The sequence below is a fragment of the Streptomyces sp. NPDC006294 genome, from assembly GCF_042870895.1.
GTDB lineage: Bacteria > Actinomycetota > Actinomycetes > Streptomycetales > Streptomycetaceae > Streptomyces.
Genome location: NZ_JBIAHV010000017.1, coordinates 95413 through 120881, shown reverse-complemented (window position 1 = coordinate 120881; position 25469 = coordinate 95413). Strand labels below are relative to the sequence as shown.

At 71.2% G+C, this 25469-nt stretch carries 20 protein-coding genes; 15 read left to right on the top strand and 5 right to left on the bottom strand.

Features of this window, described 5'->3' with window-relative positions:
- Nucleotides 1-418 precede the first annotated feature (418 nt).
- Together nrdR and ACFYOP_RS27425 are read left to right on the top strand one after the other, a co-directional pair.
- Nucleotides 419-931 (top strand): transcriptional regulator NrdR, encoded by a 513-nt coding sequence (gene nrdR / locus ACFYOP_RS27430; protein WP_356895831.1) that lies wholly within the window; start codon nt 419-421, stop codon nt 929-931.
- Nucleotides 932-1099: 168 nt separating this feature from the next.
- Nucleotides 1100-3982: a vitamin B12-dependent ribonucleotide reductase gene (locus ACFYOP_RS27425; RefSeq protein ID WP_356895833.1), complete on the top strand. Its 2883-nt coding sequence runs from the start codon at nt 1100-1102 to the stop codon at nt 3980-3982.
- Between the two features lie 120 nt (nt 3983-4102).
- On the opposite strand, the gene ACFYOP_RS27420 is transcribed toward ACFYOP_RS27425, so the two are convergent.
- Nucleotides 4103-4633: a TerD family protein gene (locus tag ACFYOP_RS27420; RefSeq protein WP_356895835.1), complete on the bottom strand. Its 531-nt coding sequence runs from the start codon at nt 4631-4633 to the stop codon at nt 4103-4105.
- A 255-nt stretch (nt 4634-4888) separates the two neighbouring features.
- On the opposite strand from ACFYOP_RS27420, the gene ACFYOP_RS27415 reads away from it, so the two are divergent.
- Nucleotides 4889-5494 carry a YdbC family protein gene (locus ACFYOP_RS27415; RefSeq protein WP_356895838.1) on the top strand — a complete coding sequence of 202 codons (606 nt, stop codon included), beginning with the start codon at nt 4889-4891 and terminating at the stop codon, nt 5492-5494.
- On the opposite strand, the gene ACFYOP_RS27410 is transcribed toward ACFYOP_RS27415, so the two are convergent.
- Nucleotides 5495-6115, bottom strand: a complete 621-nt coding sequence (locus ACFYOP_RS27410) for a TetR/AcrR family transcriptional regulator (protein WP_356895840.1) — start codon at nt 6113-6115, stop codon at nt 5495-5497.
- A gap of 86 nt (nt 6116-6201) precedes the next feature.
- On the opposite strand from ACFYOP_RS27410, the gene ACFYOP_RS27405 reads away from it, so the two are divergent.
- The 3 genes from ACFYOP_RS27405 to ACFYOP_RS27395 are packed head-to-tail and all read left to right on the top strand — an operon-like array spanning nt 6202 to nt 9592.
- Nucleotides 6202-7977 (top strand): ABC-F family ATP-binding cassette domain-containing protein, encoded by a 1776-nt coding sequence (locus tag ACFYOP_RS27405; protein ID WP_388453154.1) that lies wholly within the window; start codon nt 6202-6204, stop codon nt 7975-7977.
- A gap of 19 nt (nt 7978-7996) precedes the next feature.
- Nucleotides 7997-8656 carry a histidine phosphatase family protein gene (locus ACFYOP_RS27400; RefSeq protein WP_356895842.1) on the top strand — a complete coding sequence of 220 codons (660 nt, stop codon included), beginning with the start codon at nt 7997-7999 and terminating at the stop codon, nt 8654-8656.
- A 12-nt stretch (nt 8657-8668) separates the two neighbouring features.
- On the top strand, nt 8669-9592 hold the full coding sequence (locus ACFYOP_RS27395; RefSeq protein ID WP_356895844.1) for an ADP-ribosylglycohydrolase family protein: 924 nt from the start codon (nt 8669-8671) through the stop codon (nt 9590-9592).
- Nucleotides 9593-9775: 183 nt separating this feature from the next.
- Here ACFYOP_RS27395 and ACFYOP_RS27390 read toward each other — a convergent pair whose 3' ends face one another.
- On the bottom strand, nt 9776-11329 hold the full coding sequence (locus tag ACFYOP_RS27390) for an MFS transporter (protein WP_388453112.1): 1554 nt from the start codon (nt 11327-11329) through the stop codon (nt 9776-9778).
- Nucleotides 11330-11450: 121 nt separating this feature from the next.
- On the opposite strand from ACFYOP_RS27390, the gene ACFYOP_RS27385 reads away from it, so the two are divergent.
- The 3 genes from ACFYOP_RS27385 to ACFYOP_RS27375 all read left to right on the top strand — a co-directional run bounded on the left by ACFYOP_RS27385 (nt 11451) and on the right by ACFYOP_RS27375 (nt 13556).
- Nucleotides 11451-12098: a TetR/AcrR family transcriptional regulator gene (locus ACFYOP_RS27385; protein WP_356895848.1), complete on the top strand. Its 648-nt coding sequence runs from the start codon at nt 11451-11453 to the stop codon at nt 12096-12098.
- Between the two features lie 52 nt (nt 12099-12150).
- On the top strand, nt 12151-12852 hold the full coding sequence (locus ACFYOP_RS27380) for a ribonuclease HII (RefSeq protein WP_356895850.1): 702 nt from the start codon (nt 12151-12153) through the stop codon (nt 12850-12852).
- Between the two features lie 83 nt (nt 12853-12935).
- Nucleotides 12936-13556 carry a hypothetical protein gene (locus ACFYOP_RS27375; protein WP_356895853.1) on the top strand — a complete coding sequence of 207 codons (621 nt, stop codon included), beginning with the start codon at nt 12936-12938 and terminating at the stop codon, nt 13554-13556.
- 67 nt (nt 13557-13623) lie between these two features.
- Here ACFYOP_RS27375 and ACFYOP_RS27370 read toward each other — a convergent pair whose 3' ends face one another.
- Both ACFYOP_RS27370 and ACFYOP_RS27365 read right to left on the bottom strand, forming a co-directional pair.
- Complete coding sequence (locus ACFYOP_RS27370) at nt 13624-14253, bottom strand: hypothetical protein (protein WP_356895855.1); 630 nt, start codon at nt 14251-14253, stop codon at nt 13624-13626.
- Between the two features lie 238 nt (nt 14254-14491).
- Complete coding sequence (locus tag ACFYOP_RS27365; protein ID WP_356895857.1) at nt 14492-16663, bottom strand: RecQ family ATP-dependent DNA helicase; 2172 nt, start codon at nt 16661-16663, stop codon at nt 14492-14494.
- 110 nt (nt 16664-16773) lie between these two features.
- On the opposite strand from ACFYOP_RS27365, the gene ACFYOP_RS27360 reads away from it, so the two are divergent.
- The 6 genes from ACFYOP_RS27360 (at nt 16774) to ACFYOP_RS27335 (ending at nt 25391) form a co-directional block, all read left to right on the top strand.
- Nucleotides 16774-18123 carry a DUF4192 domain-containing protein gene (locus ACFYOP_RS27360; protein ID WP_356895859.1) on the top strand — a complete coding sequence of 450 codons (1350 nt, stop codon included), beginning with the start codon at nt 16774-16776 and terminating at the stop codon, nt 18121-18123.
- A 247-nt stretch (nt 18124-18370) separates the two neighbouring features.
- Complete coding sequence (locus ACFYOP_RS27355) at nt 18371-19135, top strand: NUDIX domain-containing protein (RefSeq protein WP_356895861.1); 765 nt, start codon at nt 18371-18373, stop codon at nt 19133-19135.
- A 146-nt stretch (nt 19136-19281) separates the two neighbouring features.
- Entirely contained in the window at nt 19282-21294 is a 2013-nt protein-coding gene (locus ACFYOP_RS27350) for an ATP-binding cassette domain-containing protein (RefSeq protein WP_356895863.1), read from the top strand.
- A gap of 160 nt (nt 21295-21454) precedes the next feature.
- Entirely contained in the window at nt 21455-22342 is an 888-nt protein-coding gene (locus tag ACFYOP_RS27345) for a FadR/GntR family transcriptional regulator (RefSeq protein WP_356895865.1), read from the top strand.
- Nucleotides 22343-22703: 361 nt separating this feature from the next.
- Nucleotides 22704-24260 carry an RNA polymerase sigma factor gene (locus ACFYOP_RS27340; protein ID WP_356895867.1) on the top strand — a complete coding sequence of 519 codons (1557 nt, stop codon included), beginning with the start codon at nt 22704-22706 and terminating at the stop codon, nt 24258-24260.
- Between the two features lie 297 nt (nt 24261-24557).
- Nucleotides 24558-25391, top strand: a complete 834-nt coding sequence (locus ACFYOP_RS27335) for a serine protease (RefSeq protein WP_356895869.1) — start codon at nt 24558-24560, stop codon at nt 25389-25391.
- The last annotated feature ends 78 nt before the right edge of the window (nt 25392-25469 follow it).

Here is a 25469-nt window from a genome sequence, read left to right as displayed (position 1 = left end):
GGCGACGCCGACGGAGTCGGGTCGTTCCGGAGCCTTCCGGCGCCGTCCCTCCGGGCCGTCGCTGAGTCTTGCATCCGGGCCCTTCCGGGGCGGGGACGCCGGGCCCCGTGTCGCCCGCGAGGAGCCCGTTCGCCGCGTCTCGGGCGCGGGCCCGAGCGCGGAAGACAGCCGCCCGGCACGCGGCGTGTCCGAGCACCCCTCGGCGCCCCTCCGGTACCCGCCCCACAGGGCGACACGCGTGGCGAGCCCAAGTACGCCAAACCCCAGATCTAGTGGTTGGATTGGGTTCGCCACCCAGAAGTTGTGTCCCTGGTGCTTCACGGCCGAAGGGATCGCCTATGCTTGTGGCTGCTTCGCGGGGCCCGATCCGGCCCGCAGAGGCTCATCGGTCGTGCTCACGAAGGAGGGGTTGGGAGCCATGCACTGTCCCTTCTGCAGGCATCCCGACAGTCGTGTCGTCGACAGTCGCACCACCGACGACGGGACGGCGATCCGCCGCCGCCGGCAGTGCCCTGACTGCGCCCGACGCTTCACGACGGTCGAGACCGCCTCTCTGATGGTGATCAAGCGCAGCGGCGTGACGGAGCCCTTCAGTCGTACCAAGGTCATTTCCGGGGTACGGAAGGCGTGTCAGGGGCGGCCGGTCACCGAGGACGCCCTCGCCCAGCTCGGCCAGCGGGTCGAGGAGGCGGTGCGCGCCACCGGCAGCGCCGAGCTGACCACTCATGACGTGGGCCTGGCCATACTCGGCCCACTGCAGGAACTCGACCTCGTCGCGTACCTGCGCTTCGCGTCCGTGTACCGGGCGTTCGACTCGCTCGAAGACTTCGAGGCCGCCATCGCGGAGCTCCGCGCCGGCCGGCCTCCTGCCGAGGAAGACGGGGGCGGCGGGACGGTCGAGGTCCCCGTACCCGCCACCGCCGCCGACTGAGCGGAGCGGCCGGACGGCCGAGGCCCGCATGAAGGGCCCGCCGGCCGGTCAGGGCGGCAATGAACCTGCTCGCGTACGCCGTGCGTGGCGTCCGCAGCGACAGACAGAAACCGTGCCCGGGAAGATCTGGGCACTTCAGGGCGTTTTTGCCCGTATATGGGAGGCGGCATGACCGAGACGACGAGCGGCCCGGCACGAGGGTCCCGAGCCAAGGGATCCAAGGCGAGCAAGGGCCTGCGTATCGAGCGCGTCCACACCACCCCCGGCGTGCACCCGTACGACGAGGTGGTCTGGGAGCGCCGTGACGTCGTCATGACCAACTGGCGTGACGGCTCGGTCAACTTCGAGCAGCGTGGCGTCGAGTTCCCCGACTTCTGGTCGGTGAACGCGGTCAACATCGTCACCAGCAAGTACTTCCGCGGGGCCGTCGGCACCCCGCAGCGCGAGACCGGTCTCAAGCAGCTCATCGACCGGATCGTGAAGACGTACCGCAAGGCCGGCGAGGACAACGGCTACTTCGCCTCGCCCGCCGACGCGGAGATCTTCGAGCACGAGCTCGCGTACGCCCTGCTGCACCAGATCTTCAGCTTCAACTCGCCGGTCTGGTTCAACGTCGGCACGCCCCAGCCGCAGCAGGTCTCGGCCTGCTTCATCCTGGCCGTCGACGACTCCATGGAGTCGATCCTCGACTGGTACAAGGAAGAGGGCATGATCTTCAAGGGCGGTTCCGGCGCCGGCCTGAACCTCTCCCGTATCCGCTCCTCCAAGGAGCTGCTGTCCTCGGGCGGCAACGCCTCCGGCCCGGTCTCCTTCATGCGCGGCGCCGACGCCTCCGCAGGAACGATCAAGTCCGGCGGTGCCACCCGCCGCGCGGCCAAGATGGTCATCCTCGACGTCGACCACCCCGACATCGAGAACTTCATCGAGACCAAGGTGAAGGAAGAGGAGAAGATCCGCGCCCTGCGTGACGCGGGCTTCGACATGGATCTGGGCGGCGACGACATCACGTCCGTCCAGTACCAGAACGCCAACAACTCGGTGCGCGTCAACGACGAGTTCATGAAGGCGGTCGAGGCGGGCGGCAAGTTCGGCCTGCGTGCCCGGATGACCGGGGACGTCATCGAGGAGGTCGACGCCAAGAGCCTCTTCCGCAAGATGGCCGAGGCGGCCTGGGCCTGCGCCGACCCGGGCATCCAGTACGACGACACGATCAACCACTGGCACACCTGCCCGGAGTCCGGCCGGATCAACGGCTCGAACCCCTGCAGCGAGTACATGCACCTGGACAACACCTCGTGCAACCTCGCCTCGCTGAACCTGATGAAGTTCCTCAAGGACGACAGCAAGGGCAACCAGTCGTTCGACGTCGAGCGCTTCTCGAAGATCGTCGAGCTGGTCATCACGGCGATGGACATCTCCATCTGCTTCGCGGACTTCCCGACCCAGAAGATCGGCGAGAACACCCGCGCCTACCGCCAGCTCGGCATCGGCTACGCCAACCTCGGCGCGCTCCTGATGGCGACCGGCCACGCGTACGACTCCGACGGCGGCCGCGCGCTCGCCGGCGCCATCACCTCCCTGATGACCGGAACGTCGTACAAGCGCTCCGCCGAGCTCGCCGCTGTCGTCGGCCCCTACGAGGGCTACGCCCGGAACGCCGAGCCGCACAAGCGCGTCATGAAGCAGCACGCCGACGCCAACACCGTGGCCGTCCGGATGGACGACCTGGACAGCCCGATCTGGGCCGCCGCCACGGAGGCCTGGCAGGACGTGATCCGCCTTGGGGAGAAGAACGGTTTCCGCAACGCCCAGGCGTCGGTCATCGCCCCGACCGGCACCATCGGTCTCGCGATGTCCTGCGACACCACCGGCCTCGAGCCCGACCTCGCCCTGGTCAAGTTCAAGAAGCTGGTCGGCGGCGGCTCGATGCAGATCGTCAACGGCACGGTCCCGCAGGCCCTGCGCCGGCTCGGCTACCAGCCGGAGCAGATCGAGGCGATCGTCGCCCACATCGCCGACCACGGCAACGTGATCGACGCGCCCGGCCTGAAGACCGAGCACTACGAGGTCTTCGACTGCGCCATGGGCGAGCGCTCCATCTCCGCGATGGGCCACGTCCGCATGATGGCCGCGATCCAGCCGTGGATCTCCGGCGCGCTCTCCAAGACGGTCAACCTGCCGGAGACGGCGACGGTCGAGGACGTCGAAGAGGTCTACTTCAAGGCGTGGAAGATGGGTGTCAAGGCGCTCGCGATCTACCGCGACAACTGCAAGGTCGGCCAGCCCCTCTCCGCGAAGAAGAAGGAGCAGGAGAAGGCCGAGGTCACCGAGAAGGCCGAGGAGACGATCCGGGCCGCGGTCGAGAAGGTCGTCGAGTACCGCCCGGTCCGCAAGCGCCTCCCGAAGGGCCGTCCGGGGATCACCACCTCCTTCACGGTCGGCGGCGCCGAGGGCTACATGACCGCCAACTCCTACCCGGACGACGGTCTCGGCGAGGTCTTCCTGAAGATGTCGAAGCAGGGCTCCACGCTCGCGGGCATGATGGACGCCTTCTCGATCGCCGTCTCGGTCGGCCTGCAGTACGGCGTTCCGCTGGAGACGTACGTCTCGAAGTTCACCAACATGCGCTTCGAGCCGGCCGGTATGACCGACGACCCCGACGTGCGGATGGCCCAGTCGATCGTCGACTACATCTTCCGCCGCCTGGCGCTGGACTTCCTGCCCTTCGAGACCCGGTCCGCGCTCGGCATCCACTCCGCGGAGGAGCGTCAGCGCCACCTGGAGACCGGCTCGTACGAGCCGTCGGACGACGAGCTGGACGTCGAGGGCCTGGCCCAGTCGGCTCCGCTGCGGCAGGAACCGCAGGCCGTCGCCGCGCCGCAGGCGGAGATCCCGGCGCCGAAGCAGGCGCACACCTCCGCCGAACTGGTGGAGATGCAGCTGGGGATCAGCGCCGACGCCCCGCTGTGCTTCTCCTGCGGGACCAAGATGCAGCGTGCCGGTTCCTGCTACATCTGCGAGGGCTGCGGCTCGACCAGCGGTTGCAGCTGACGACCGACGCCACCGGGTGAACCGGTGAGGGCGGGGGAGCCGGTGAGGCTCTCCCGCCCTTCGGTCTTTCTCTGCGGTCCTTCTCCGCGGTGCCGGCATTTCTCCGCGGTCACCGGGTGTTCAGTCCGTCGGGCGTCCCATCACCGTGAGATACGTCTGCGGGTCCGCGTCGAAACCGGTGAGCGAGCCGCTGAACGTCCATTCCCCGGTCTCACCGCGGACGAACTCCCCGACCGTCGCCGCCGTGGCGTCCGGGACGGTGGCGAAGTCGTTCCCCCCGATCTCCGTGTGTCCTTCGAGGATCCGCACCGAGGCGTTCGCGACATCGCCGAACACCGTGCGGCCGTTGCTCTGCTGGATGACGACTCCGACGACGACACGGCCGTAGGCCGAGGCCAGCCGGTCGAATTCCAGGGTCATGACCTCGTCCGCCCCGAAACCCTGTCCCGTCCCGCTCTCCCTGGCCAGGATGATCGTGCCGTCGGGCGAGCGGCTGTCGAAGTGGACGACGTATGCCGGATCGCCGAAGAGAGCCTCCTTCGGATACGTGGCGGCCACCAGGTCGAGGTCGTGAGGCGACTCGCCGAGGGGGCTGGGATCCCACTTGAGGGCCACCTCTGCCTTCCGGACGCCCTTGTTGAGGCTGCTCACAGCACATCCTTCCCCGTAACTGCCGGAAACGCTTCGTGTGTTGACCGTATCCGTTCTGTGCGGGCTGCGGCGAGGAGGCCACCGGCGCATCACCTCGTCGCGGAACGCGTCGGTCCCGCCGCTGACCTGGCAGCTCGGCGGGGCGTGCGCGAGGGCGCCTGCGACATCCGTCCCGCTCACGAGTTGCCGTGCGGCGGGCGGGCGTTGTGGTGCCGAGAGTGACCCGGGCCACGTTCCGGGCCGTACGATGGCGCGGTGCTGGTCAAGTGGATTCGCTGCACGGTCGTGGACCGCCGAGGGTTCGAGCGCGGGCAGCGGAAATGGGCGGGGCTGCTGGGTGAGCCGGGATTCAGGGGGCAGGGCGGAGGATGGAGCAGGATACGGCCGAACGTGGCCAACGTCTTCGCCTTCTGGGAGACCCGGGCCTTCTACGACTCGTTCATGGCGCGCTCCCACGACCGGCTCGCGTCCGGACAGACGGGCACGTACAAGGACATGCAGGCGAAGCTGTTCGACCACCGCTTCGACGTCAAGACCGGTTTCCAGCCGCGGTTCACGGAATCCGACGTGGTCAGGGTGGCGCACTGCCGGGTCCGCGAGGACAGGGCCGAGCACTTCTCCCTGATGCAGGAGAAGGTGTGGAACCCGGCCATGGCCGGCTCGCCCGGGATGGTGCGGGGGGTGTTCGGGGAGGCGCCCGGCAACGAGTTCCTCGTGATGTCCATGTGGCTGTCGGCGGCTGAGCACGGGAAGTACCGCGCCGAGCGCGTCGAGCGGCTGCTGCTGCGCGCGCAGACCCAGGCGGACGTCGTGGCCATGGCCGGTGACGTCGTGGTCCTGGAGCCGTCCTGGACGGTGTGATCAGCCCTTCTGCGCGGTGAAGACGCCGGCCCGCACTCCCGCGACGGCGGCCGCGGCCGCTTGGTCCGCGAGCTCGTGGCCTATCGGCTCCCGGGTGATGAACAGTCTGAAGTAGATGGGCGCCGAGACGGCTCTGACCACCGCGCCCGCGTCTGTCGCCGGCTCGGCCTCCCCGCGCTCGACCGCACGGCACACGATGCTCTCGCAGCGCGAGAAGCGCTCCGTGTAGAAGGCGTGCAGCGCGTCTGCCGCTCGCTGGGACTGGAAGGCCGCGGCGATGATCGCGGTGGGCGCGGCGGACTGCGCGGGATCGGTGAACGAATCGGCCGCCTCGCGTGCGAGCGCCCGTAGATCGCCTTCGAGGCTGCCGGTGTCCGGTGGGCTCCAGTCGTCCTCACCCGCCAGGTCGAGCGCGTCCGCGACGAGGCCCTCGATATCGCCCCAGCGCCGGTAGAGCGTCGTCTTGTGCACACCGGAGTGCTCCGCGACGTATTCGACGGTCAGGCCGGGGTATCCATGCTCGCCCAAGCCCGTGAGGACGGCGTCGCGGACCGCGGCGCGAGTGCGGGCGGTGCGGCCGCCGGGGCGGAGCGTGCCCGGAGCGGACTGTGTGGAATTCAATTGCTACTCCTGTTGCGTTAGGTGGTGCGAGTCTGTCACGCTCGACGTAACGCGACAAGAGTAGCGTTAAATTCTCGGAGGTGCCTTTGCCCACTCAGATGTCGATGCGCGGTGTGACCCTGTCCCGCGGGGACAGGCTGCTGCTCGACGACGCCTACCTCGCCGTGCGCCCGGGTGAACGGTTAGGCATCGTCGGGGAGAACGGCGCGGGCAAGTCCACGCTGCTGCGCCTGCTGGCCGGTATCGAGCATCCGGACGCCGGAGACGTGGTCACCGTCATCGAGAACGGGGCGGGACACCTCGCCCAGACTCCGCAACTGCCGCCCGGCAGCACTGTCGGTGACGCCGTCGATGCGGCTCTTGAAGAACTGCGCTCGATGGAGAGGAGGCTGCGCGACCTGGAGCAGGCCCTCGGCTCGGGACGGGCCGATGTTCTCGACGAGTACGGTGACCTGCTCACGCTCTTCGAGCTCCGCGGCGGATACGACGCCGACGCCCGAGTCGGCAAAGCGATCAACGGACTGGGTATCGCCCACATCGGCCGGCAGCGCACCCTCAGCAGCCTGTCCGGCGGGGAGCAGGCGCGACTCGGCATCGCCTTCCTCGTGGCAGCGGCGCCCGAGGTCATGCTGCTGGACGAGCCGACGAACCACCTGGACGGAGCCGCGCTCGACTGGCTGGAGAGCGCCCTGCTCGACCACACCGGGACGGTGATCGCCGTTTCGCACGACCGCACCTTCCTGGAGCGGGTCACCACCGCCGTCATAGAGGTGGACGCCGACCGCCGCACCGTCGTGCGGTACGGCGGTGGCTACGCAGGCTTCCGCGCGGAGCAGGCCGCCGCGCGCAGACGCTGGGCGCAGGCATACGCGGAGTGGACCGAGGAGACGGCGCGCCTCGAGGCGTTCGCGGCGACCACCGCGCACGGCGTCGCGGCCGGCAGGTCCATGAGCGACAACAACAAGATGGCGTACGACCGGGCCGGTGCCAGGGTCCAGGCGTCGGTGTCCGGACGGATCCGCAAAGCGCAGGAGCGGCTGCGCCGGCTCCGCGCGGAGCCCGTCCCCAAGCCGCCGGAGCCGCTGCGCTTCACGGCGGGGCCGGTCTCCGGCGCGGCGTCGGGCGAGCTGATCACCCTGTCCGACGTGCGTGTGGGGGACAGGCTCTCGGTCGGCCGGCTCACCGTCGAGGCCGGGCAGAAGCTGCTGATCCACGGCGGCAACGGCGCCGGGAAGTCCACTCTGCTCCGGGTCATGGCCGGTCTGCTCGCACCGGACGCCGGCGCCGTGCGGCGCAGGGGGAGGATCGGATTCCTCGCCCAGGAGATACCGGTCAACCGGCCGGCGGAGTCGGTCCTGGAAGTCTTCGGGAGGGGCCTGCCGCTCACCGACGACGAGCTCGAGCCCCTGCTGCTGTCCTACGGGCTCTTCCGCCCGCAGGAGCTGCACGTCGCCGTGGGAGCCCTCTCGGCCGGGCAGCGTCGCCGCCTGGCGCTGGCCGGTCTGCTGGCACGCCCCGCCGATACGCGGGCGTCCAGCAGCCCGGCGTCGAGGACGACACGCGCGGCGAGGCGGCGCGTCGCCGTGTCCCAGGTGGCGTCCCCGGTGCCGTGGACGCCGTCGAGCGCGAGGGCCGGGGTGGCACGCAGCGCTTCCCCGAAGAGATCGCGCGCCCAGGCGCCCTCGTCCGTGCTGCTGCTCGACGAGCCGGCCAATCACCTGGCGCTCGGGCTGGTCGAGGAGCTGGAGGAGGCCCTGTTCGCCTGGACCGGCGCGCTGGTGGTGGTCTCGCACGACCGCCTGCTGCGCCAACGCTTCGAAGGGAGGGTGCACCGGATGGCCTCCGGCCGACTGCTCGACTGAATGGCCCTAGGGTCGTCCTATGACGCGACCGCGACGTATCGTCCTCGTCCGGCACGGAGAGTCGGTGGGCAACGCCGACGACACGGTGTACGAACGCGAGCCCGACCACGCCCTCCGGCTGACCGCCGCCGGTCTGGCGCAGGCCGCGGAGACGGGGGCACGGCTGCGGGAGCTCTTCGGAGGCGAACGCGTCAGCGTCTACGTCTCCCCCTACCGCCGCACGCATGAGACGTTCAGGGCGTTCGGCCTCGACCCGGCGCTCGTACGGGTCCGCGAGGAGCCGAGGCTGAGGGAGCAGGACTGGGGGAACTGGCAGGACAGGGACGACGTACGGCTTCAGAAGGCGTACCGCGACGCCTACGGCCACTTCTTCTACCGCTTCGCCCAGGGGGAGTCCGGCGCCGACGTGTACGACCGGGTCGGCGCGTTCCTGGAGAGCCTCCACCGGAGTTTCGAGGCTCCTGACCACCCGCCGAACGTGCTCCTGGTCACGCACGGACTGACCATGCGGCTGTTCTGCATGCGCTGGTTCCACTGGTCGGTGGCGGACTTCGAGTCGCTGTCCAACCCGGGCAACGGCGAGACCCGCACACTGCGGCTCGGCGAGGACGGGCGCTACCGCCTCGACCGGCCCTTCAAGCGCTGGCGGACCCCGGAGCCGTACGGCACCACCGGTTAGAGTGGCAGGGAGATGACCGCTGATTCCGCATCCGACCGGCGCTTCGCACGCGCTCTGGACAGCCTGCGAGGCCTGTCCGTGGGAGACGCCCTGGGCTCCCAGTTCTTCGTTCCCTCCAACTATCCGCTGCTGAAACGGCGCGAGCTGCCGCCTCCCGTCTGGCAGTGGACCGACGACACGGAGATGGCCTGCTCGGTCCTTGCCGTCCTCGTCGGTCACCACCGCGTGGACCAGGACGCCCTCGCCCGGTCCTTCGCCGAGCACCACGACTTCGACCGTGGCTACGGCCCCGCGGTCAACCGGCTGCTCCGGCTGGTCAGAGAAGGCGGCGACTGGCGCGAGCTGTCGGCGGAGCTGTTCCAGGGGCAGGGCTCCTGGGGCAACGGCTCCGCCATGCGGATCGCGCCCCTCGGCGCCTGGTACGCGGACGACCCGGAACAGGCCACGCACCAGGCCGAGATCTCCTCGTATCCCACGCATCAGCACCGGGAGGCGGTGGTCGGCGCCATGGCCGTGGCCGCGGCGGCCGCGCTGGCGGCGGACCCCGCGGGCCCGCCTTCACCGGCGGACCTGCTGGACGGCGTCGTCGCCCTGGTGCCGCGCAGCGCCGTGGGCGCCGGCCTGCGCCGGGCCCGGGACATGCTCGACTACGACGACGCCGGGACCGTCGCCGCCGTACTGGGCAGCGGGCGGCGTACCAGCGCCCATGACACGGTGCCGTTCGCGCTGTGGTCCGCGGCCCGGTCGCTCGGGGACTTCGAGCAGGCGTTCTGGACCACCGCCCAGGTCGGTGGCGACGTCGACACCACCTGCGCCATCGCCTGCGGTGTCGTCGCCGCGACGAAGGCCGGACAGCCGCCGACGCACTGGCTGGAGGGAACCGAGGCACTGCCCGCCTGGCTGCCCGGGGCAGCCGGCGCGGAGCGCGCGAGCTGACACCGGACGGGCGAGCGGGCGCCGGCCCGGAGGCCGTAACTGCGCCGGCCTGCCCGATGAGTCGGCGCCCGGGCGTGGGAGAGCCTGCGCGGCGGCTCAGTAGGGCCGCCGACAGGTGGCGCCGGGTGCAGGCCGTACCCCCGTGGACGGCCTGTACCCGGCGCGCTCATGCGGCGGAGCGCGTCACGCGGCGTGTCCGCCGGGTCCCGCCGCCCCGCTGAGCGCTTCGAGGTCGCTCTTGCGGACCCGCACGACGAACAGGGCCGTCACCACGGCGAGCGCGACCAGACCCACCCCTGCCCAGAACGCGGTCGCGATGCCTTCGGCGAGCACCTGGTGGCCCCACGGGGGCGGCAGTTCGTGGGTCTTGGCGAAGGCCTCCTGCTGAGCGGGCGTCGCCTCGGCGAGGAACGACGGCAGCTGCCGCTCGGCCTCGTCGCGGCTCGCCGTCCCGAACACGGTCATGAGGATCGACAGACCGAGGGATCCGCCGACCATCTGCGTGGCATTGAGCAGGCTCGAGGCGGCGCCGGACTCGTGCTGCGCCACGCCGGACACCGCGGTCAGCGTCGCCGTCACGAACACCAGCCCCATGCCGAAGCCGAACAGCAGCATCGGACCGAGCACGCCGCTCCCGTAGGAGCTGTCGGGGGAGATGAAGGTCAGCCACGTGATGCCGGTGCCCGTGAACACGGTTCCCGCGGCGAGGAAGGGCTTGGGCCCCAGCACCGGCAGCAGTCTCGAGGAGAGGCCGGCCGCGATCACGATCATCACCGTGACGGGAAGGAAGGCGAGGCCCGAGGTGATGGGGCTGTAGTTCAGCACGTTCTGCACGAACAGGACGATGAAGAAGAACATGCCGAACATCGCCGCCGCGAGGCTCATCATGATCACATACGTGCCCGAGCGGTTGCGGTCGGCGAACATGCGCAGGGGTGTGATCGGGTCGCGCGCCGTGCGCTCGGTCAGCACGAAGGCCGTCAGCAGGGCCACCGCGGCGGCGAACGCGCCGAGCGTGAGCCCGTCGCTCCATCCCTCCTCCGAAGCCCGGATGAAGGCGTAGACCAGCGACGCCATGCCCGCGGTCGAGGTGAGCGCGCCCGTGACGTCGAACCGGCCCGGGTTGCGCTCCGACTCGTTGATGTACACCGGGGCGAGGACGGCGATGAGGATGCCGATGGGCAGGTTCACGTAGAAGACCCAGCGCCAGTCCAGCCACTCGGTGAGCATGCCGCCCGCCAGGAGGCCGATGGCGGCGCCGCTGGCGGAGACGGCCGCGAAGATGCCGAACGCGCGGGTGCGTTCCGGTCCTTCACGGAAGGTCGTGGTGATCAGCGCGAGGGCCGTGGGCGAGGCGATCGCTCCCCCCACCCCCTGCAGCACGCGGGCCGCGAGCATCTGCCACGGTTCCTGGGCGACGCCGCACAGCAGCGAGGCGAGGGTGAACAGCAGCACCCCGGAGACGAACACCCGGCGGCGCCCGAGGATGTCGCCCGCCCTGCCGCCGAGCAGCAGCAGACCGCCGAAGGTGAGCGTGTAGGCGTTCACCACCCACGAGAGCTGCGTCGTGGTGAACTCGAGCGCTCCCTGGATGTGCGGGAGCGCGATGTTCACAATCGTGGTGTCGAGGACCACCATGAGCTGCAGGGCGGCGATGACGGTGAGCGCGATGCCGGGGCGCCCCTGCCGACGGGCCGCTCCTGGTGGAGAAGGTGCTGTTAACTGAGAGGTTGTCACTACGAGTCCCCCACACATGAGTTAGTGAACGAAGGCGTTCACTTTTTCGTCAACCGTAGAGAGTCCCCGTCAGTGAACGCAAGCGTTCACTGAACCTCCCGTCCCCAACGGAGATATGACGATGGCCACTTCGCGCTGGACCGGTGCCGCACAGGCGCCGCCGGGCCCGCTGCGCCGGCGAGGTCCCGTGCTCGAGCGAGCGATCCTCGAAGCCGCGCTGGAGCAGCTCAGTACGGTCGGCTGGAACGGATTCACCATGGAAGGGGTCGCCGCCCGGGCGCAGACGGGCAAGGCGGCCGTCTACCGGCGCTGGCCCTCCAAGGAGGACCTGGTCGTCGACGCTCTCGAGGCAGGGCTCCCACGGCTGGACGAGGCCGCCGACCACGGGTGCGTACGGGAGGACCTCTTCCACGTCTGCCGCCGGGTGCGTGACGCGATGTTCTCCCGCACCGGGATCGCGCTGCGATCGGTGCTTTACGAATGCGACGCGGTGGCGGCCGAACGCTTCCAGGGTGTGATCATCAGTCGGGTCGTCGAGCCGTCCGTCGAGCTCTTCCGCGCGGTGGTGCAGCGTGGAGTGGCCCGTGGTGACGTCCGGGCGGACGCGGTCTGCGAACTGGTCCTCGATGTGGTCCCCGGCCTGCTGATGTACCGCTCGAAGGTGTGCGGGAGCGAATGGCCCGACCAGGACATCGCCAAGATGATCGACCAGGTCATGGTCCCGTTGCTCCGGCCGCACAGCTGCCGCCCGACCGTCGGCGGATCGTGACCTGTATCCGGTTGTCATCAGGCCACCCGGGCGGCGTACCCTTGCTGGCGCCATGCCCTACGAACCACCCACCCACGCAGTCGAGCGCTCGATCCGGGCGACCACCGGCGCCAAGATCGTCGCGGGTATCGACGAAGTCGGGCGTGGAGCGTGGGCCGGGCCGGTGACGGTGTGCGCCGCGATCACCGGACTGCGCAGGCCGCCCGTCGGCCTGACCGACTCCAAGCTGATCACTCCCAAGCGCCGCGAGGAGATGGCAGAGGTGCTGGAGGGCTGGGTCACGGCTCACGCCCTCGGTCACGCCTCGCCGGAAGAGATCGACGAGCTGGGGATGACGGCGGCCCTCAGGCTGGCAGCCGGCCGGGCCCTCGAAGGACTGCCGGTCCGTCCTGACGCCATCATCCTCGACGGCAAGCACGACTACCTGGGAGTGCCCTGGCAGGTGCGTACGGTGATCAAGGGGGACCAGTCGTGCGTGGCCGTCGCCGCCGCGTCGGTGATCGCCAAGGTGCGCAGGGACGCGATGATGGCGCAACTGCCGGAGGACTTCGCCGCCTTCGGTTTCGCCGAGAACGTCGGCTACCCCTCGCCCGTGCACAAGGCCGCCCTCCGGGAACGGGGCCCCACGCCGTACCACCGGCTCTCCTGGGCCTATCTCGACGCGCTGCCCCGGTGGCGGCACCTCAAGAAGGTCCGCATCTCGCCGGAGGCGGCCGAACTGGAAAGCGGGGGCCAGCTCGGCTTCGACTTCTGAACTCGCCCTGCCGTCAATCCGGTCGCACTGTTCGTACCCACCCGCCGATGCCCTCCGCACCGGCGTTTGATAGACATCCACCCATGCCTCTCATTCCCGAGGAGCCTCAGATTCACGAGAGCGCCCAGGGTCCCCGCGTCACTCCGGCCACCGGCCGCACCGCGTCGACCCCCCGTCCCGTCCCCGGTCCCCGTTCCGCGGCGTCGCCGCGCCCCGGTCACCCGGGTCCCGGCCCGTCCACGCCCGCACCGCCCGCGCAGCGCGCGTCCGGTGCGGCCGGCAAACCGAAGCCGTCCCGGCCGGAGAATCGTTCCGCGCCGCAGATCCAGCTGGTTCCCGCGCCCGCCGACGGTGCGCTGGACGCCGCCGACGAAGCGGTCGACCTGCTGCTCGACTCGGGCCGCGCCCCGGGCGACGTGCTGGTGTTCACCACCGGTGACCAGCATCCGTGGGCCGCTCACGAGCTGTCCTTCGGCGAAGGCGCGTACTGGGCCCAGCACGACGCCCGCGACGACGTCTTCTACGCCGATGCCGCGTCGGTGGACCGGGCCGCGGCCCGGCCCGTGGTGGTGGTCGCCGTCAACGGCGGCACGGACGGCACCGCCGCCAGTGCGCTGCCGGCCGCGCTGAAGAAGGCTTCCGCGCTGCTCATCGTCTGCGGTGACCCTCAGCGCATCAACGCCGTGCTCGGCGCGGGCGTCTGATGCCGACCGCCTGAACGCGCTGTACGTCGTGCTCCGGCTGCCCGGTCAGGGGCAGCCGGCGGACGGCTCAGCGGGCCGCCGAGCGCCGGAGCGCGTCCACGGCGCCGCCCGCCGTACGCAGGGGCACCGGCTCGGCGTCGGTCCCCGCGTCCGCCAAACGGCCGGGTGACGACGTCGAGTTGGGGTGCCGGCCGCCACGCCCCTCGCCCAGTACCTGCCAACCGCCGCGCGTCAGCGTGATGTACGCGCCGCAGCGCAGCCCGTGCAGCGTGCACGCGTCCCGCAGGCCCCACATCCACGCCCCGTCCTCCTCCGTCCACCGCTCGTCGCCCTCACGGCAGTAGAGCAGCACGGCGGTGCGCACGGGCGTTCGCCGGCGGAGGTCGTGGGGGATCACCCGGCGCAGATGGGCCAGCAGCGCGTTGCGGAACTCCCAGCCGTCCGCCGGCACGGCGCGTCGGGAGAACGACGCGCTGGCCGCGAGCCGTTCCTCGTGATCGAGCACGGCGACGACCGCCGTCGCGGGTGCGGGACGGTGCCGGGCATGCAGTCCACCGACCACCTCGCGGGGGTTGCGCAGCAGCGGAATACCGGCTGCCGCCCATTCGGCCGGCTCGAGCAACCGGGCAAGGCGGTTGGCGGAATTGGCCGATGCGGTGATCGAGGTGGCTGCGGACGAAGCGAATCCGAAGGTCACGGTCCTCCCTTCGCATACGCGCCCACAGTGCGGGCAGGGTCGGGTGAGGGCGCGCCACGGCATGGCCCTTGGGGACCGCGGACGGGCCGTGCGGGGGAGCACTCCAATTCTTCCTGGCGCTTGGGAATGCGGCAACGAGCAATTCGGCACCACCGGTGGAAAACAGTGGGTATGACGCTCATATCCCTTCCCCTGTCCATCCGGGACGACCCCTGTACTTCAGGACGTGATGGCGACTTCAGGACTGGATGGCAAGGACCAGCGGGAACACCCCCTCCGCGCCCGCCCTGCGCAGCAGCCGTGACGCCACGGCCAGCGTCCAGCCGCTCTCCGAGAAGTCGTCGACCAGCAGCACCGGTCCACCCGCGGCGGCCAGCGCCTCCGCCAGCTCCGGCGGCACGACGAGGGACTCGTGCAGAGCCCGCACCCGCTGGGCGCTGTTGGTGCGCGACATCCCCGTCTCGAGCGCCTCTGGCGCGTACTCGAGAGACCCCAGCAGAGGCATCCGCCCGACCTCCCCGATACGGCCGGCGAGGGAACTGATCAGCCGGGGCCGGGTGCGGGACGCGACCGTGACCACGCCGGCGGGGCGTTGCGGCGCGTCAGACGCCCCTGACGCCCAGCCGCCGGGCCCCCTGGCCCAGTCGGAAAGCACGGTCACGACCGCGTCGGCCATGTCGTCGGGCACCGGGCCGTCCGGTTCCTGGGGCGCGAACATCGGACGGAGCCGGTTGCCCCAGCCGATGTCCGAAAGCCGCCCCAGCGCCCGCCCCGTGAAGGACTGCTCACTCTGCGGGATACGGCCCTTGAGATCGATGCCGACGGCGGCCAGCCCCGTCGGCCACATCTTGCGGGGCTCGACCTCCGCACCTGGCCTGCCCAGCTCGCCTCTTGCCGCGTCCAGCGCCGCGGTGGACACCTTGTCGCTGAATCGCGCGCCGGAGCAGTTGTCGCAGCGACCGCAGCGCGTCGCCTCCTCGTCGTCCAACTGGCGTCGCAGGAACTCCATCCGGCAGTCGGTGGAGCTCACGTAGTCGCGCATCGCCTGCTGCTCGGCGGCGCGCTGCCGCGCCACCCACGCATACCGCTCGGAGTCGTAGGACCAGGGCTGCCCGGTGGTGGTCCAACCGCCCTTCACCCTGCGGACGGCGCCGTCCACGTCGAGCACCTTGAGCATGGTCTCGAGGCGGGTGCGCCGCAGCTCCACCAACGGCTCCAGCGCAGGCAGCGACAGGGGACGCCCGGCCTGCGCCAGCACGTCCAGAGTGCGCCGCACGAGCTCCTCCGGCGGGAAGGCGACCGAGGCGAAGTACTGCCAGATCGCCTCGTCCTCCTTGCCGGGCAGCAGCAGCACCTCCGCATGCTCGACACCGCGGCCGGCGCGGCCCACCTGCTGGTAGTACGCGATCGGGGAGGAGGGCGAGCCGAGGTGCACGACGAAGCCGAGGTCAGGCTTGTCGAAACCCATGCCCAGCGCCGAGGTCGCCACCAGCGCCTTGACCCGGTTGGCGAGCAGATCCTCCTCCGCCTGCTGCCGGTCGGCGTTCTCCGTGCGTCCGGTGTACGAGGTCACGGTGTGGCCGCACTGGCGCAGATATGCGGTGACCTCCTCGGCGGCGGCGACCGTCAGGGTGTAGATGATCCCGGACCCGGGCAGCTCGCCGATGTGATCGGCGAGCCAGGCCAGGCGCGTCGCGGCATCCGGCAGCTGCAGCACACCGAGGCTCAGGCTCTCCCTGTCCAGCGGGCCGCGCAGCACCAGGGCGTCGGTGCCGGCGCCCGTGCCCAGCTGCTCCGCAACGTCCGCCGTGACCCGTGCGTTGGCCGTGGCGGTCGTGGCGAGGACGGGGACGCCCCCGGGGAGGTCGGCGAGCATGGTGCGCAGCCTGCGGTAGTCGGGCCGGAAGTCGTGGCCCCAGTCGGAGATGCAGTGGGCCTCGTCCACCACGAGCAGCCCCGTCGCCGCGGCCAGCCGGGGCAGCACCTGGTCGCGGAAGTCGGGGTTGTTGAGCCGCTCGGGACTGACGAGCAGCACATCCACCTCGCCCTCGGCGATCTCGGACTGGATGGTCTCCCACTCCTCCGGGTTGGACGAATTGATCGTCCGGGCGCGGATACCGGCTCGCGCCGCGGCCTCCACCTGGTTGCGCATCAGCGCGAGCAGGGGAGAGACGATCACGGTGGGGCCGCTGCCGCTCGCCCGGAGCAGCGAGGTGGCGACGAAGTAGACCGCGGACTTTCCCCATCCCGTCCGCTGGACGACCAGCGCCCTGCGCTTGTCCGCGACCAGGGCCTCGATCGCCCGCCACTGGTCCTCGCGCAGCCGGGCACGACCCGAGGTGTCGGAAACGAGCCGGGCCAGGACGGAATCGGCGGAAGCCCTGAGCTCCGCGCGGTCTGCGTTGGTCATGCCCCCATGCAACCCGATGGCACCGACAAACCGCGAACGAGCCGCCAAGCCTGTGGACAAAGTTATCCACAGGGGTCGCGCGGTCCGGATCTTCGCGGGACCGTCGTCGCATGAACAAGCACCACGACCTCAGCGGCACCGACCAGCAGATCACCCTGCGCGGCCCGGCCGAACTGGCCGACGCGCTCCCGTACATGATGGGGTTCCACCCGACCGATTCCATCGTTCTCGTCGCCCTGCACGGCAGCAGCGGACGCTTCGGCGGACGGCTGCGGCTCGGCATCCCACCCTCGCCAGGTGAATGGGGTCCCGTCGCCGCGCAGCTTGCCGACTCCCTCATCCAGGGCTGCCGGCACCGCGGCCGCGGACCCGACGGCGTCGTCGCCTTCCTCTGCCAGGAACCGGCGGAGGGCGAGAGTGGACAGCAGGTCATGGAACGGCTGCGCCCGCTGGCCCAGCGACTGCGCACTGCCTGCGGCAGCCTCGACGTGCCCGTGTACGAAGCACTGTGCATCTCGGACGGTCGTCTGTGGAGCTACTGCTGCCCCGACGCCCGCTGCTGCCCGCCCGATGGCACGCCCCTCGCGCTGCCCGGTACGTCGGTGATGGCGGCCGCGGCCGCGTACGCGGGAATCGGGGTGCGCGGCAGCCTGCGTGACATGGAGCAGCGGTACTCCCCGTCGAACGCTTCCGAGGCGCAGAACCAGGTCCGGGCACTCGACGCGGCGGGTGCGGCGATCACCACCAGGATCCTCGACGTCCAGGGACGGCAGGAGGTCGCCGCAGAGACCGTGACGCTCGCCCGCCGTCTGCTGGAACGGATGGCGGACGACCCACGTGGCGACGACGATCCCGGCGCCGACGCGGCGGACGACCGGCTGATCTCCGCGGACGAGGCCGCGGCGGTGATCCTCGGCCTGCAGGACCGGGAGACCAGGGACCGGGCGGCGCAGTGGATGGAGGGCGCGGAAGCGGCCCCGGCACTCCGTGTCTGGCGGGCCCTGTCGCGCCGGTGCGTGCCCCCGTACACGGAGCACGCGGCGGCACCCCTCACCCTCGCGGGCTGGGTGTCGTGGTCCCTGGGTGACGAACCCGGCGCTCGCGTCGCACTGGGGCTCGCTCTGAAGGCCGATCCCGAGTACGTGTTCGCGCGGCTGCTGCACCAGGCGTGCAACGAAGGGCTGGACCCGGAGACCGTGCGCCACTGCCTGCGACAGGCACGCGACGCCCCGCCGGCGGCGGCGCCGTCCGCACCGTCTGCCCGTCACCCCCGCACACGGACCCGGCGGCGTCGCGCCAGGCTCCTCAGGGCGTCCGCGGCCAAGAGGGAGCGGTCGGACTCCAGGACCGAGGGCGGCCGTCCCGCCTCTGGCCGCCCCCGCAACGGCACGGCCGCCGCCAGGGCCCGCGCGCGTGCCGGGCGGCGGAGCGGACAGCGCGGCACCAGGAGCGGGCGGTGACGGCCTCGAAGGCGGTGACGGCAGCGACGGCAGCGACGACGGTGACGGTGGAGGGAGCGGCCGTGCCGACGCCGAGGGCCGCGGCGGCGTACGTGCGGTGCCGCCTCGCTCCCGCGAGCACGCTGTGGTACGGCTCCAGTTGGAGGTGCGAGCCGCCGGCGCCGGGCGGCCGCAACCGGGTGAGGAATCCGCCCGTGCAGGTGGCGAAGGGTGTCTTTATCGTCAGGCAGACGACTATGATCGCGGCATGTCGCCCTACGACCCGTCGGCCTTTCCGCCCTTCGCCGTCACTGTCGATCTGGTCGTGCTCACCGTGCGTCGGCACGCGCTCTGCGCTCTGGTCGTGCGGCGTGGGGAGCCGCCGTTCCAGGGCAGGTGGGCGTTGCCCGGCGGCTTCGTCAGGGGCGACGAGGACCTGGCGGCGGCAGCGGCGCGCGAGCTGTCCGAGGAGACGGGCCTGTGCGCGCACGACCCGGCGTCCCCGGGCGCTGCCAACGGCGCCCACCTGGAACAGCTCGCCACCTACGGCGACCCCAGGCGTGATCCCCGCATGCGGGTGGTGAGCGTCGCGCATCTCGTGCTCGCTCCGGACCTGCCGGCACCCCGGGCGGGCGGGGACGCCAACAGTGCGCGCTGGGCGCCGGTCGAGGAGCTTCTCGCCCGTGACAGCGTCTTCGCGCGCGAGGAGGAACAGCCGGCACCGCTCGCCTTCGACCACGCGCTGATCCTGGCGGACGGCGTGGAGCGCGCCCGTTCCAAGATCGAGTACTCCTCGCTGGCCACCGCCTTCTGTCCGCCGGAGTTCACCGTGGGGGAGCTGCGGCGGGTGTACGAAGCGGTGTGGGGCGTCGCCCTGGACCCTCGTAACTTCCACCGCAAGGTGACCGGCACGCCGGGCTTCCTGGTTCCGGCCGGAGGCACGACCACCCGGCAGGGCGGCCGCCCTGCGCAGCTCTTCCGGGCCGGTGGCGCCACGGTGCTGAACCCGCCGATGCTGCGCCCTGAGGTCTGATCACGCGGAGGTCGGCGCATCGGTCGCGTTCTGACACCCTGGGCTGCCGACCATGCGCAAGAAGTCTGAAATGTCGCGTTATCTTGCTGCGGTACCCGTGCTGCCGCTGAGCGGTCTCACCTTCCGCGAGAGAGGCGAGAGAAGCGATGCTCCAGGCCGTCGGACTGACCAGTGCCCGCCGCCGGGAGCGTCGGCCCGCCGTCGACGACCTCACGTTCGAGGCCGGGCCGGGCCGCGTCACGGTGCTGCTCGGCGCGTCCGGCGCCGGGAAGACGACAGCGCTGCGACTTGCCCTCGGGCTCGAGGCCGGCCGGGGAGTCGCGTACTTCCGCGGGAACCCGCTGCATCGCATCGCCAACCCCGCATGCGAGGTGGGCGTCCTGCTCGGTGACGTGCCGGGGCACCCCGCCAGGACGGCCCGCAGCCAACTGCGGATGCTGAGCGCGGCCGTCGGGGTGCCGGCCTCCCGCGCCGACGAACTGCTCGACGTCGTGGGCCTCGGCGCTCTCGCGCAGGAGCAGCTGGGGCGGCTGTCTCTCGGCATGGACCGCAGGCTCGGTCTGGCGTCCGCCCTGCTGGGGGATCCGCAGACGCTCGTCCTCGACGAGCCGTTCCGCGAGCTGTCCCCGCGCGACCGGAGCTGGCTGTCCGCGCTGCTGCGGGCGCACGCCGCGGATGGTGGAACGGTCCTGTGCACGATGCGCGACCCCAAGGAGGCCGGGAAGCTCGCCGATCGGGTCGTCACGCTCCACGAGGGCCGCCTCGTGGCGGACCAGGAAGCCGCCGACTTCTCGCGGACCCGGCTCCGCCCCCGTGTCGCCGTCCGTACCCCGCACGCCGCCCGGCTCGCGGCCGTCCTGGCACGCGAGGCCCGGGCCTCGCGACGGTCGGTGGAAGTGGTCGCCGAACACGGTGGCGGGCTGGCAGTCTTCGGCAGCAGTTGCGCCGAGGTCGGTGAGGCGGCCTTCCGGCACGGAGTACTCGTCCACCGCCTCACGGACGAAGTCGGCGACACCAGGCCCGCCCTGGACCCGGCCCCCGGGGCGAGCCTGCCCGCCACGGCCACGGCCACGGCCACCGCCACCGCGGTCCCGGTCCCCACGCCCGCCGCCTCCGGCGAGCCGTCGCCCGCCCCCGACCGACCGACCACCTCCGACGCCCGCTCCAGTACCTCTGGCGAGCCGTCGCCCGCCCCCGACACCCTGCCGGGCACCCCGGACACCCTGCCGGGCACCCCGGACACCCTGCCGGGCACCCCGGACACCCTGCCGGGCACCCCGGACACCCTGCCGGGCACGCCCGACGTCAGGTCCCCTGCCACCTCCGACGCAGGACCCTGCCCCATCGATCCCGTCCCCGTCGCGCTCCCGAAGCCCGCCCGCCCGGTGCGCAGCCCGCGATGGCCGCTGCGCTACGAGGTCCGCCGCCTGCTGGGCGTCCGCACCGCCCCCGTGATCGCCCTCGCCGCGCTCGCCGCCTCCCTCGCCCTGTGCGTGCTGCTGGCCCGGACGGAAGGAGCTCTGCACCCCCGGGCCGTCGTCGCGTGGCCCGACTACCTGCCGCTGCCTCCGGCTGCGTTCGGGGCGGGTCTGATCGGGGCCCTCGCCTTCGGCGAGGAGTTCCGCTACCCCGCTCTCGCCGCCGCCCGGGGGACCGTGCCGCGCCGACTCGGCCTGCTCCTGGCCAAGCTCGGTGTGACCGCGGTCGCGGCCCTGGTCCTGGCGGGTCTCGTCGTGGCCGCCGACTTCCAGGCGCTGCGCCTCATGTACGGGCCCGACTTGATGGCCGTGCCCGGCAACTGGGCGGGCACGGCGGCTGGTTGGGGCGGTCTCTGCGTCGGCAGCGCCTGGTCCGGCCTGCTGGCCGCCGGCGTCTTCCGTGTCACGGCCGCAGGGGTGGCCGCGGTGCTCGCCGCACCGGTACTGGTGGCGCCGCTCGTGCACAAGGTGATCGTCGTACCGGCGGCCCGCTCGATCACCGGACTTCCCGGCAGACTGCGCGACCTGGCCTGGCTCGAGCTCCCTCAGCAGGCCGACCGATGGTTGATCGCCGCGGGGCGGCTGCTGGCCCAGCCCATGGGGGCCGCGATCGCGCTGTCGCTGGCGGCGCTCGTCTGCGCGTACGCCTTCACCGGTCTTCGCCGGAGGGCCTTTTGGTGACCGAGGGGTGACTGTCTGTTCGCGAACTGCCCACGACGACTTGGGTAATGCCCGTTTCCTTACGATAAGTCGTCAATTGAGGGGCGAGCGCCGATCACCCTTTCGTGTGCTTTTCACCAAAGACCTCAAGGGGCTCGGAAGCGGAGCCGACAAAGGATGCGTGAGTACCCTTGCGCACACCATGATGACCGCCGCCCGCCCCACCGAGAACGGCCTTGCCGGTCCGGGGGAACTCGACCGCTACGGCTACGGCGGATCGCCCGTCGCCGACCGCGTCGGCCCTCCCTCGTGGGACGGCTCGGACGCGGAGTTGGGCCGGGTCGGCCGCCGCAGCGCGGGCAGCCGCGGTCGCGGCCTGCACGGCCAACTCGTCCAGCAGCTCGGCCAGATGATCGTCTCCGGCGACCTCGGGGCGGACCGCCCGCTCGTACCCGAGGAGATCGGCCAGCGCTTCGAGGTCTCCCGCACCGTGGTGCGGGAGTCGCTCCGGGTGCTCGAGGCGAAGGGGCTGGTCAGCGCCCGGCCCAATGTCGGCACCCGCGTCCGCCCCGTCAGTGACTGGAACCTTCTCGACCCCGACATCATCGAGTGGCGCGCCTTCGGCCCGCAGCGCGAGGACCAGCGCCGGGAGCTGGGCGAGCTGCGCTGGACGATCGAGCCGCTGGCCGCCCGGCTCGCCGCCGGTCACGGCCGTGAGGACGTCCAGCAGCGCCTCGGCGACATGGTCGAGATCATGGGCCACTCCCTGGCCCAGGGGGACGCGCTCACGTTCTCGCGCGCCGACGCCGAGTTCCACTCGCTGCTGATCCAGCTCGCGAGCAACCGGATGCTGGAGCATCTGTCCGGAATCGTTTCAGCGGCGCTCCAGGTGTCCGGCGCCCCGGTCACCGGCTGTGACCGGCCCACCGAGGCGTCGCTGTCGCACCACGCCCGCATCGCGGACGCCCTCGCCTCCGGCGACGGGCCCGCCGCGGAATCGGCCATGCGTCAGCTGCTCACGGTTCACCCGGAAGTGGAGCGAGTGGTCCCCGCGCCGCGTGAGCACTGACAGCGTCGGCGGTCGGGGATGGGGAAGGCGTCCGGACCGCGGGTCACCGGATTCCGAGAGGATGTGTCGCCGGATTCCGAGGGGATCCGGCGACGCATCATGTCGCAAACTTCCCGCTTTGACCGTTCGGTCGCTTTTGGGGTGTGACTGGGGCCACGTGGATTGGGCGTAACACTCCTCGAGGCTGCGCGATGACCTAAGAGGTGACAGCCGAGGAGGGAATACAGCAGCCGCACACGGCGCTGTGACAGCTCCTGGGTTCCGCCCGCGCCACCGGCACATCCGCAGCCCGGTGGTCGTCGGCTTCGGCCCGATCATGGGCGGGGCCGGAAGCCGTTTCCATCGTTCCGAGAGGTTGTTCGTGTCGGCCAGCACATCCCGTACGCTCCCGCCGGAGATCGCCGAGTCCGAGTCTGTGATGGCGCTCATCGAGCGGGGAAAGGCTGATGGGCAGATCGCCGGCGATGACGTGCGTCGGGCCTTCGAGGCTGACCAGATTCCGCCAACCCAGTGGAAGAATGTTCTGCGCAGCCTCAACCAGATCCTCGAGGAAGAGGGTGTGACGCTGATGGTCAGTGCAGCGGAGTCGCCGAAGCGCGCCCGCAAGAGCGTCGCTGCGAAGAGCCCGGCCAAGCGCACCGCCACCAAGACCGTCGCGGCCAAGACCGCCACGGCGAAGACCGTCGCGGCCACCACGGCCCCGGCGGCCGAGACCGTCGAGGTCCCGGCCGACGAGTCCTCGGAGACCGCGCCTGCCAAGAAGACGGCCGCCAAGAAGACGACGGCCAAGAAGACGGCGGCGAAGAAGACCGCCGTCAAGAAGACGACGGCGAAGAAGACCGCCGCCAAGAAGGACACCGACGAGGCAGCCGACGGTGAGGAGCTGCTCGACGAGGTCCAGCCCGGCGCCAAGAGCGATGAGGAAGAGCCCGAGGGCGAGAACAAGGGCTTCGTCCTCTCCGACGACGACGAGGACGACGCGCCCGCGCAGCAGGTCGCGGTCGCGGGCGCCACCGCCGACCCGGTCAAGGACTACCTGAAGCAGATCGGCAAGGTCCCGCTGCTCAACGCCGAGCAGGAGGTCGAGCTCGCCAAGCGCATCGAGGCGGGCCTGTTCGCCGAGGACAAGCTGGCGAACTCCGACAAGCTGGCGCCGAAGCTCAAGCGCGAGCTGGAGATCATCGCCGAGGACGGCCGCCGCGCCAAGAACCACCTGCTGGAGGCCAACCTCCGGCTGGTCGTCTCGCTGGCCAAGCGCTACACCGGCCGCGGCATGCTCTTCCTGGACCTGATCCAGGAGGGCAACCTGGGTCTGATCCGCGCGGTCGAGAAGTTCGACTACACCAAGGGCTACAAGTTCTCCACGTACGCCACCTGGTGGATCCGTCAGGCGATCACCCGCGCCATGGCCGACCAGGCCCGCACCATCCGTATCCCGGTGCACATGGTCGAGGTCATCAACAAGCTCGCCCGTGTGCAGCGCCAGATGCTCCAGGACCTGGGCCGCGAGCCCACCCCGGAGGAGCTGGCCAAGGAGCTCGACATGACCCCTGAGAAGGTCATCGAGGTCCAGAAGTACGGCCGTGAGCCGATTTCGCTGCACACCCCGCTCGGCGAGGACGGCGACAGCGAGTTCGGTGACCTGATCGAGGACTCCGAGGCGGTCGTCCCGGCGGACGCCGTGAGCTTCACCCTCCTGCAGGAGCAGCTCCACTCGGTGCTCGACACCCTGTCCGAGCGTGAGGCCGGCGTGGTCTCGATGCGCTTCGGCCTCACGGACGGCCAGCCGAAGACCCTGGACGAGATCGGCAAGGTCTACGGCGTGACGCGCGAGCGCATCCGCCAGATCGAGTCGAAGACGATGTCCAAGCTGCGCCACCCGTCGCGGTCGCAGGTTCTCCGCGACTACCTCGACTGAGTCCAGTCCCCACAGAACGCCCCCGACCTGCGAATCCGCCGGTCGGGGGCGTTTTCGTGCCGCCGGACGGGCGACGCGGGGCCACGATCCTGCCTGGTCCGGATCGTCGCGGGCGCGGGCGTCGTCGGCGGTCCGCGGCCGGTCCGTACACGGTCGAACAGACGTCGGCCCGAGAGCCCGTGACGAAGGACCCGGATCACCCTGGAGGCCGGGTCGTTCGTCGTGCCATGGAGTGCGCGGGGCGGCCGGTTGGCGGACTCTGAGTTGGACCGGATTCACGCAGAGTCAGGAGACCATATGCGTCGGCCCACTGCCCGAGCCCTGGCCGGGGTGCCGGCCCTGATCGCAGCAGCGGTCGTGACACCACTGGCGACGCCCCTGCCCGCCGCCGCGGACAGCGTGGTCATCGGCGGTTACGAGGTGCGTGCCGAGGAGACCCCGTGGGTCGTGGCGCTTGCCAGCCGTGACCGGTTCGGCGCAACGCGCGGCGGACAGTTCTGCGGGGGCGTGGTCGTGGCGCCGACCACGGTGATGACGGCCGCCCACTGCCTCAGCACGGCCGTGCTCGGCGAGGACGCCGCGTCCGTGCGCGACCTGCAGATCATCGCGGGCCGCTCGGAGCTGACGGGCGGTGGCGGGCAGGAGGTACCGGTGCGGGAGACCTGGGTGACGCCCGAGTACGACCCGGTGACCAACAGCGCCGACATGGCGCTGCTGACGCTGGCCGAGGCCCTGCCCGCGGATCACGTGCTGCCGGTGGCCGAAGCGGGTGACCCGGCGTACGAGGCCGGCACCGCCGCCACGGTCTACGGCTGGGGCGACACGAAGGGTGACGGCAGCTACGCGTCCGCCCTGAGGGCGGCGCGGGTGTCCGTACTGCCGGACGAGACGTGCGCGAGCGCGTATCCCGGCGGGCGGGGCAGCAGGTACCAGCCGTCCACGATGCTGTGTGCCGGGGACCCGCAGGGCGGCCACGACGCCTGCCAGGGGGACAGCGGAGGTCCGCTGATCGCCGAGGGCAGGCTGATCGGCCTCGTCTCCTGGGGCAGCGGCTGCGGACGGCCCGACGGGCCGGGGGTCTACACGAGGGTCGCGGCGGTGGCTCCGCCCCTGACAGGGGCGGGCGACTGATCGTCCGCACCGGCCGGCACGGCCGGGATCGGTGACGGAACGAGAGCGGGCGGCTTCCCCCGGTGTCCGGGGGAGCCG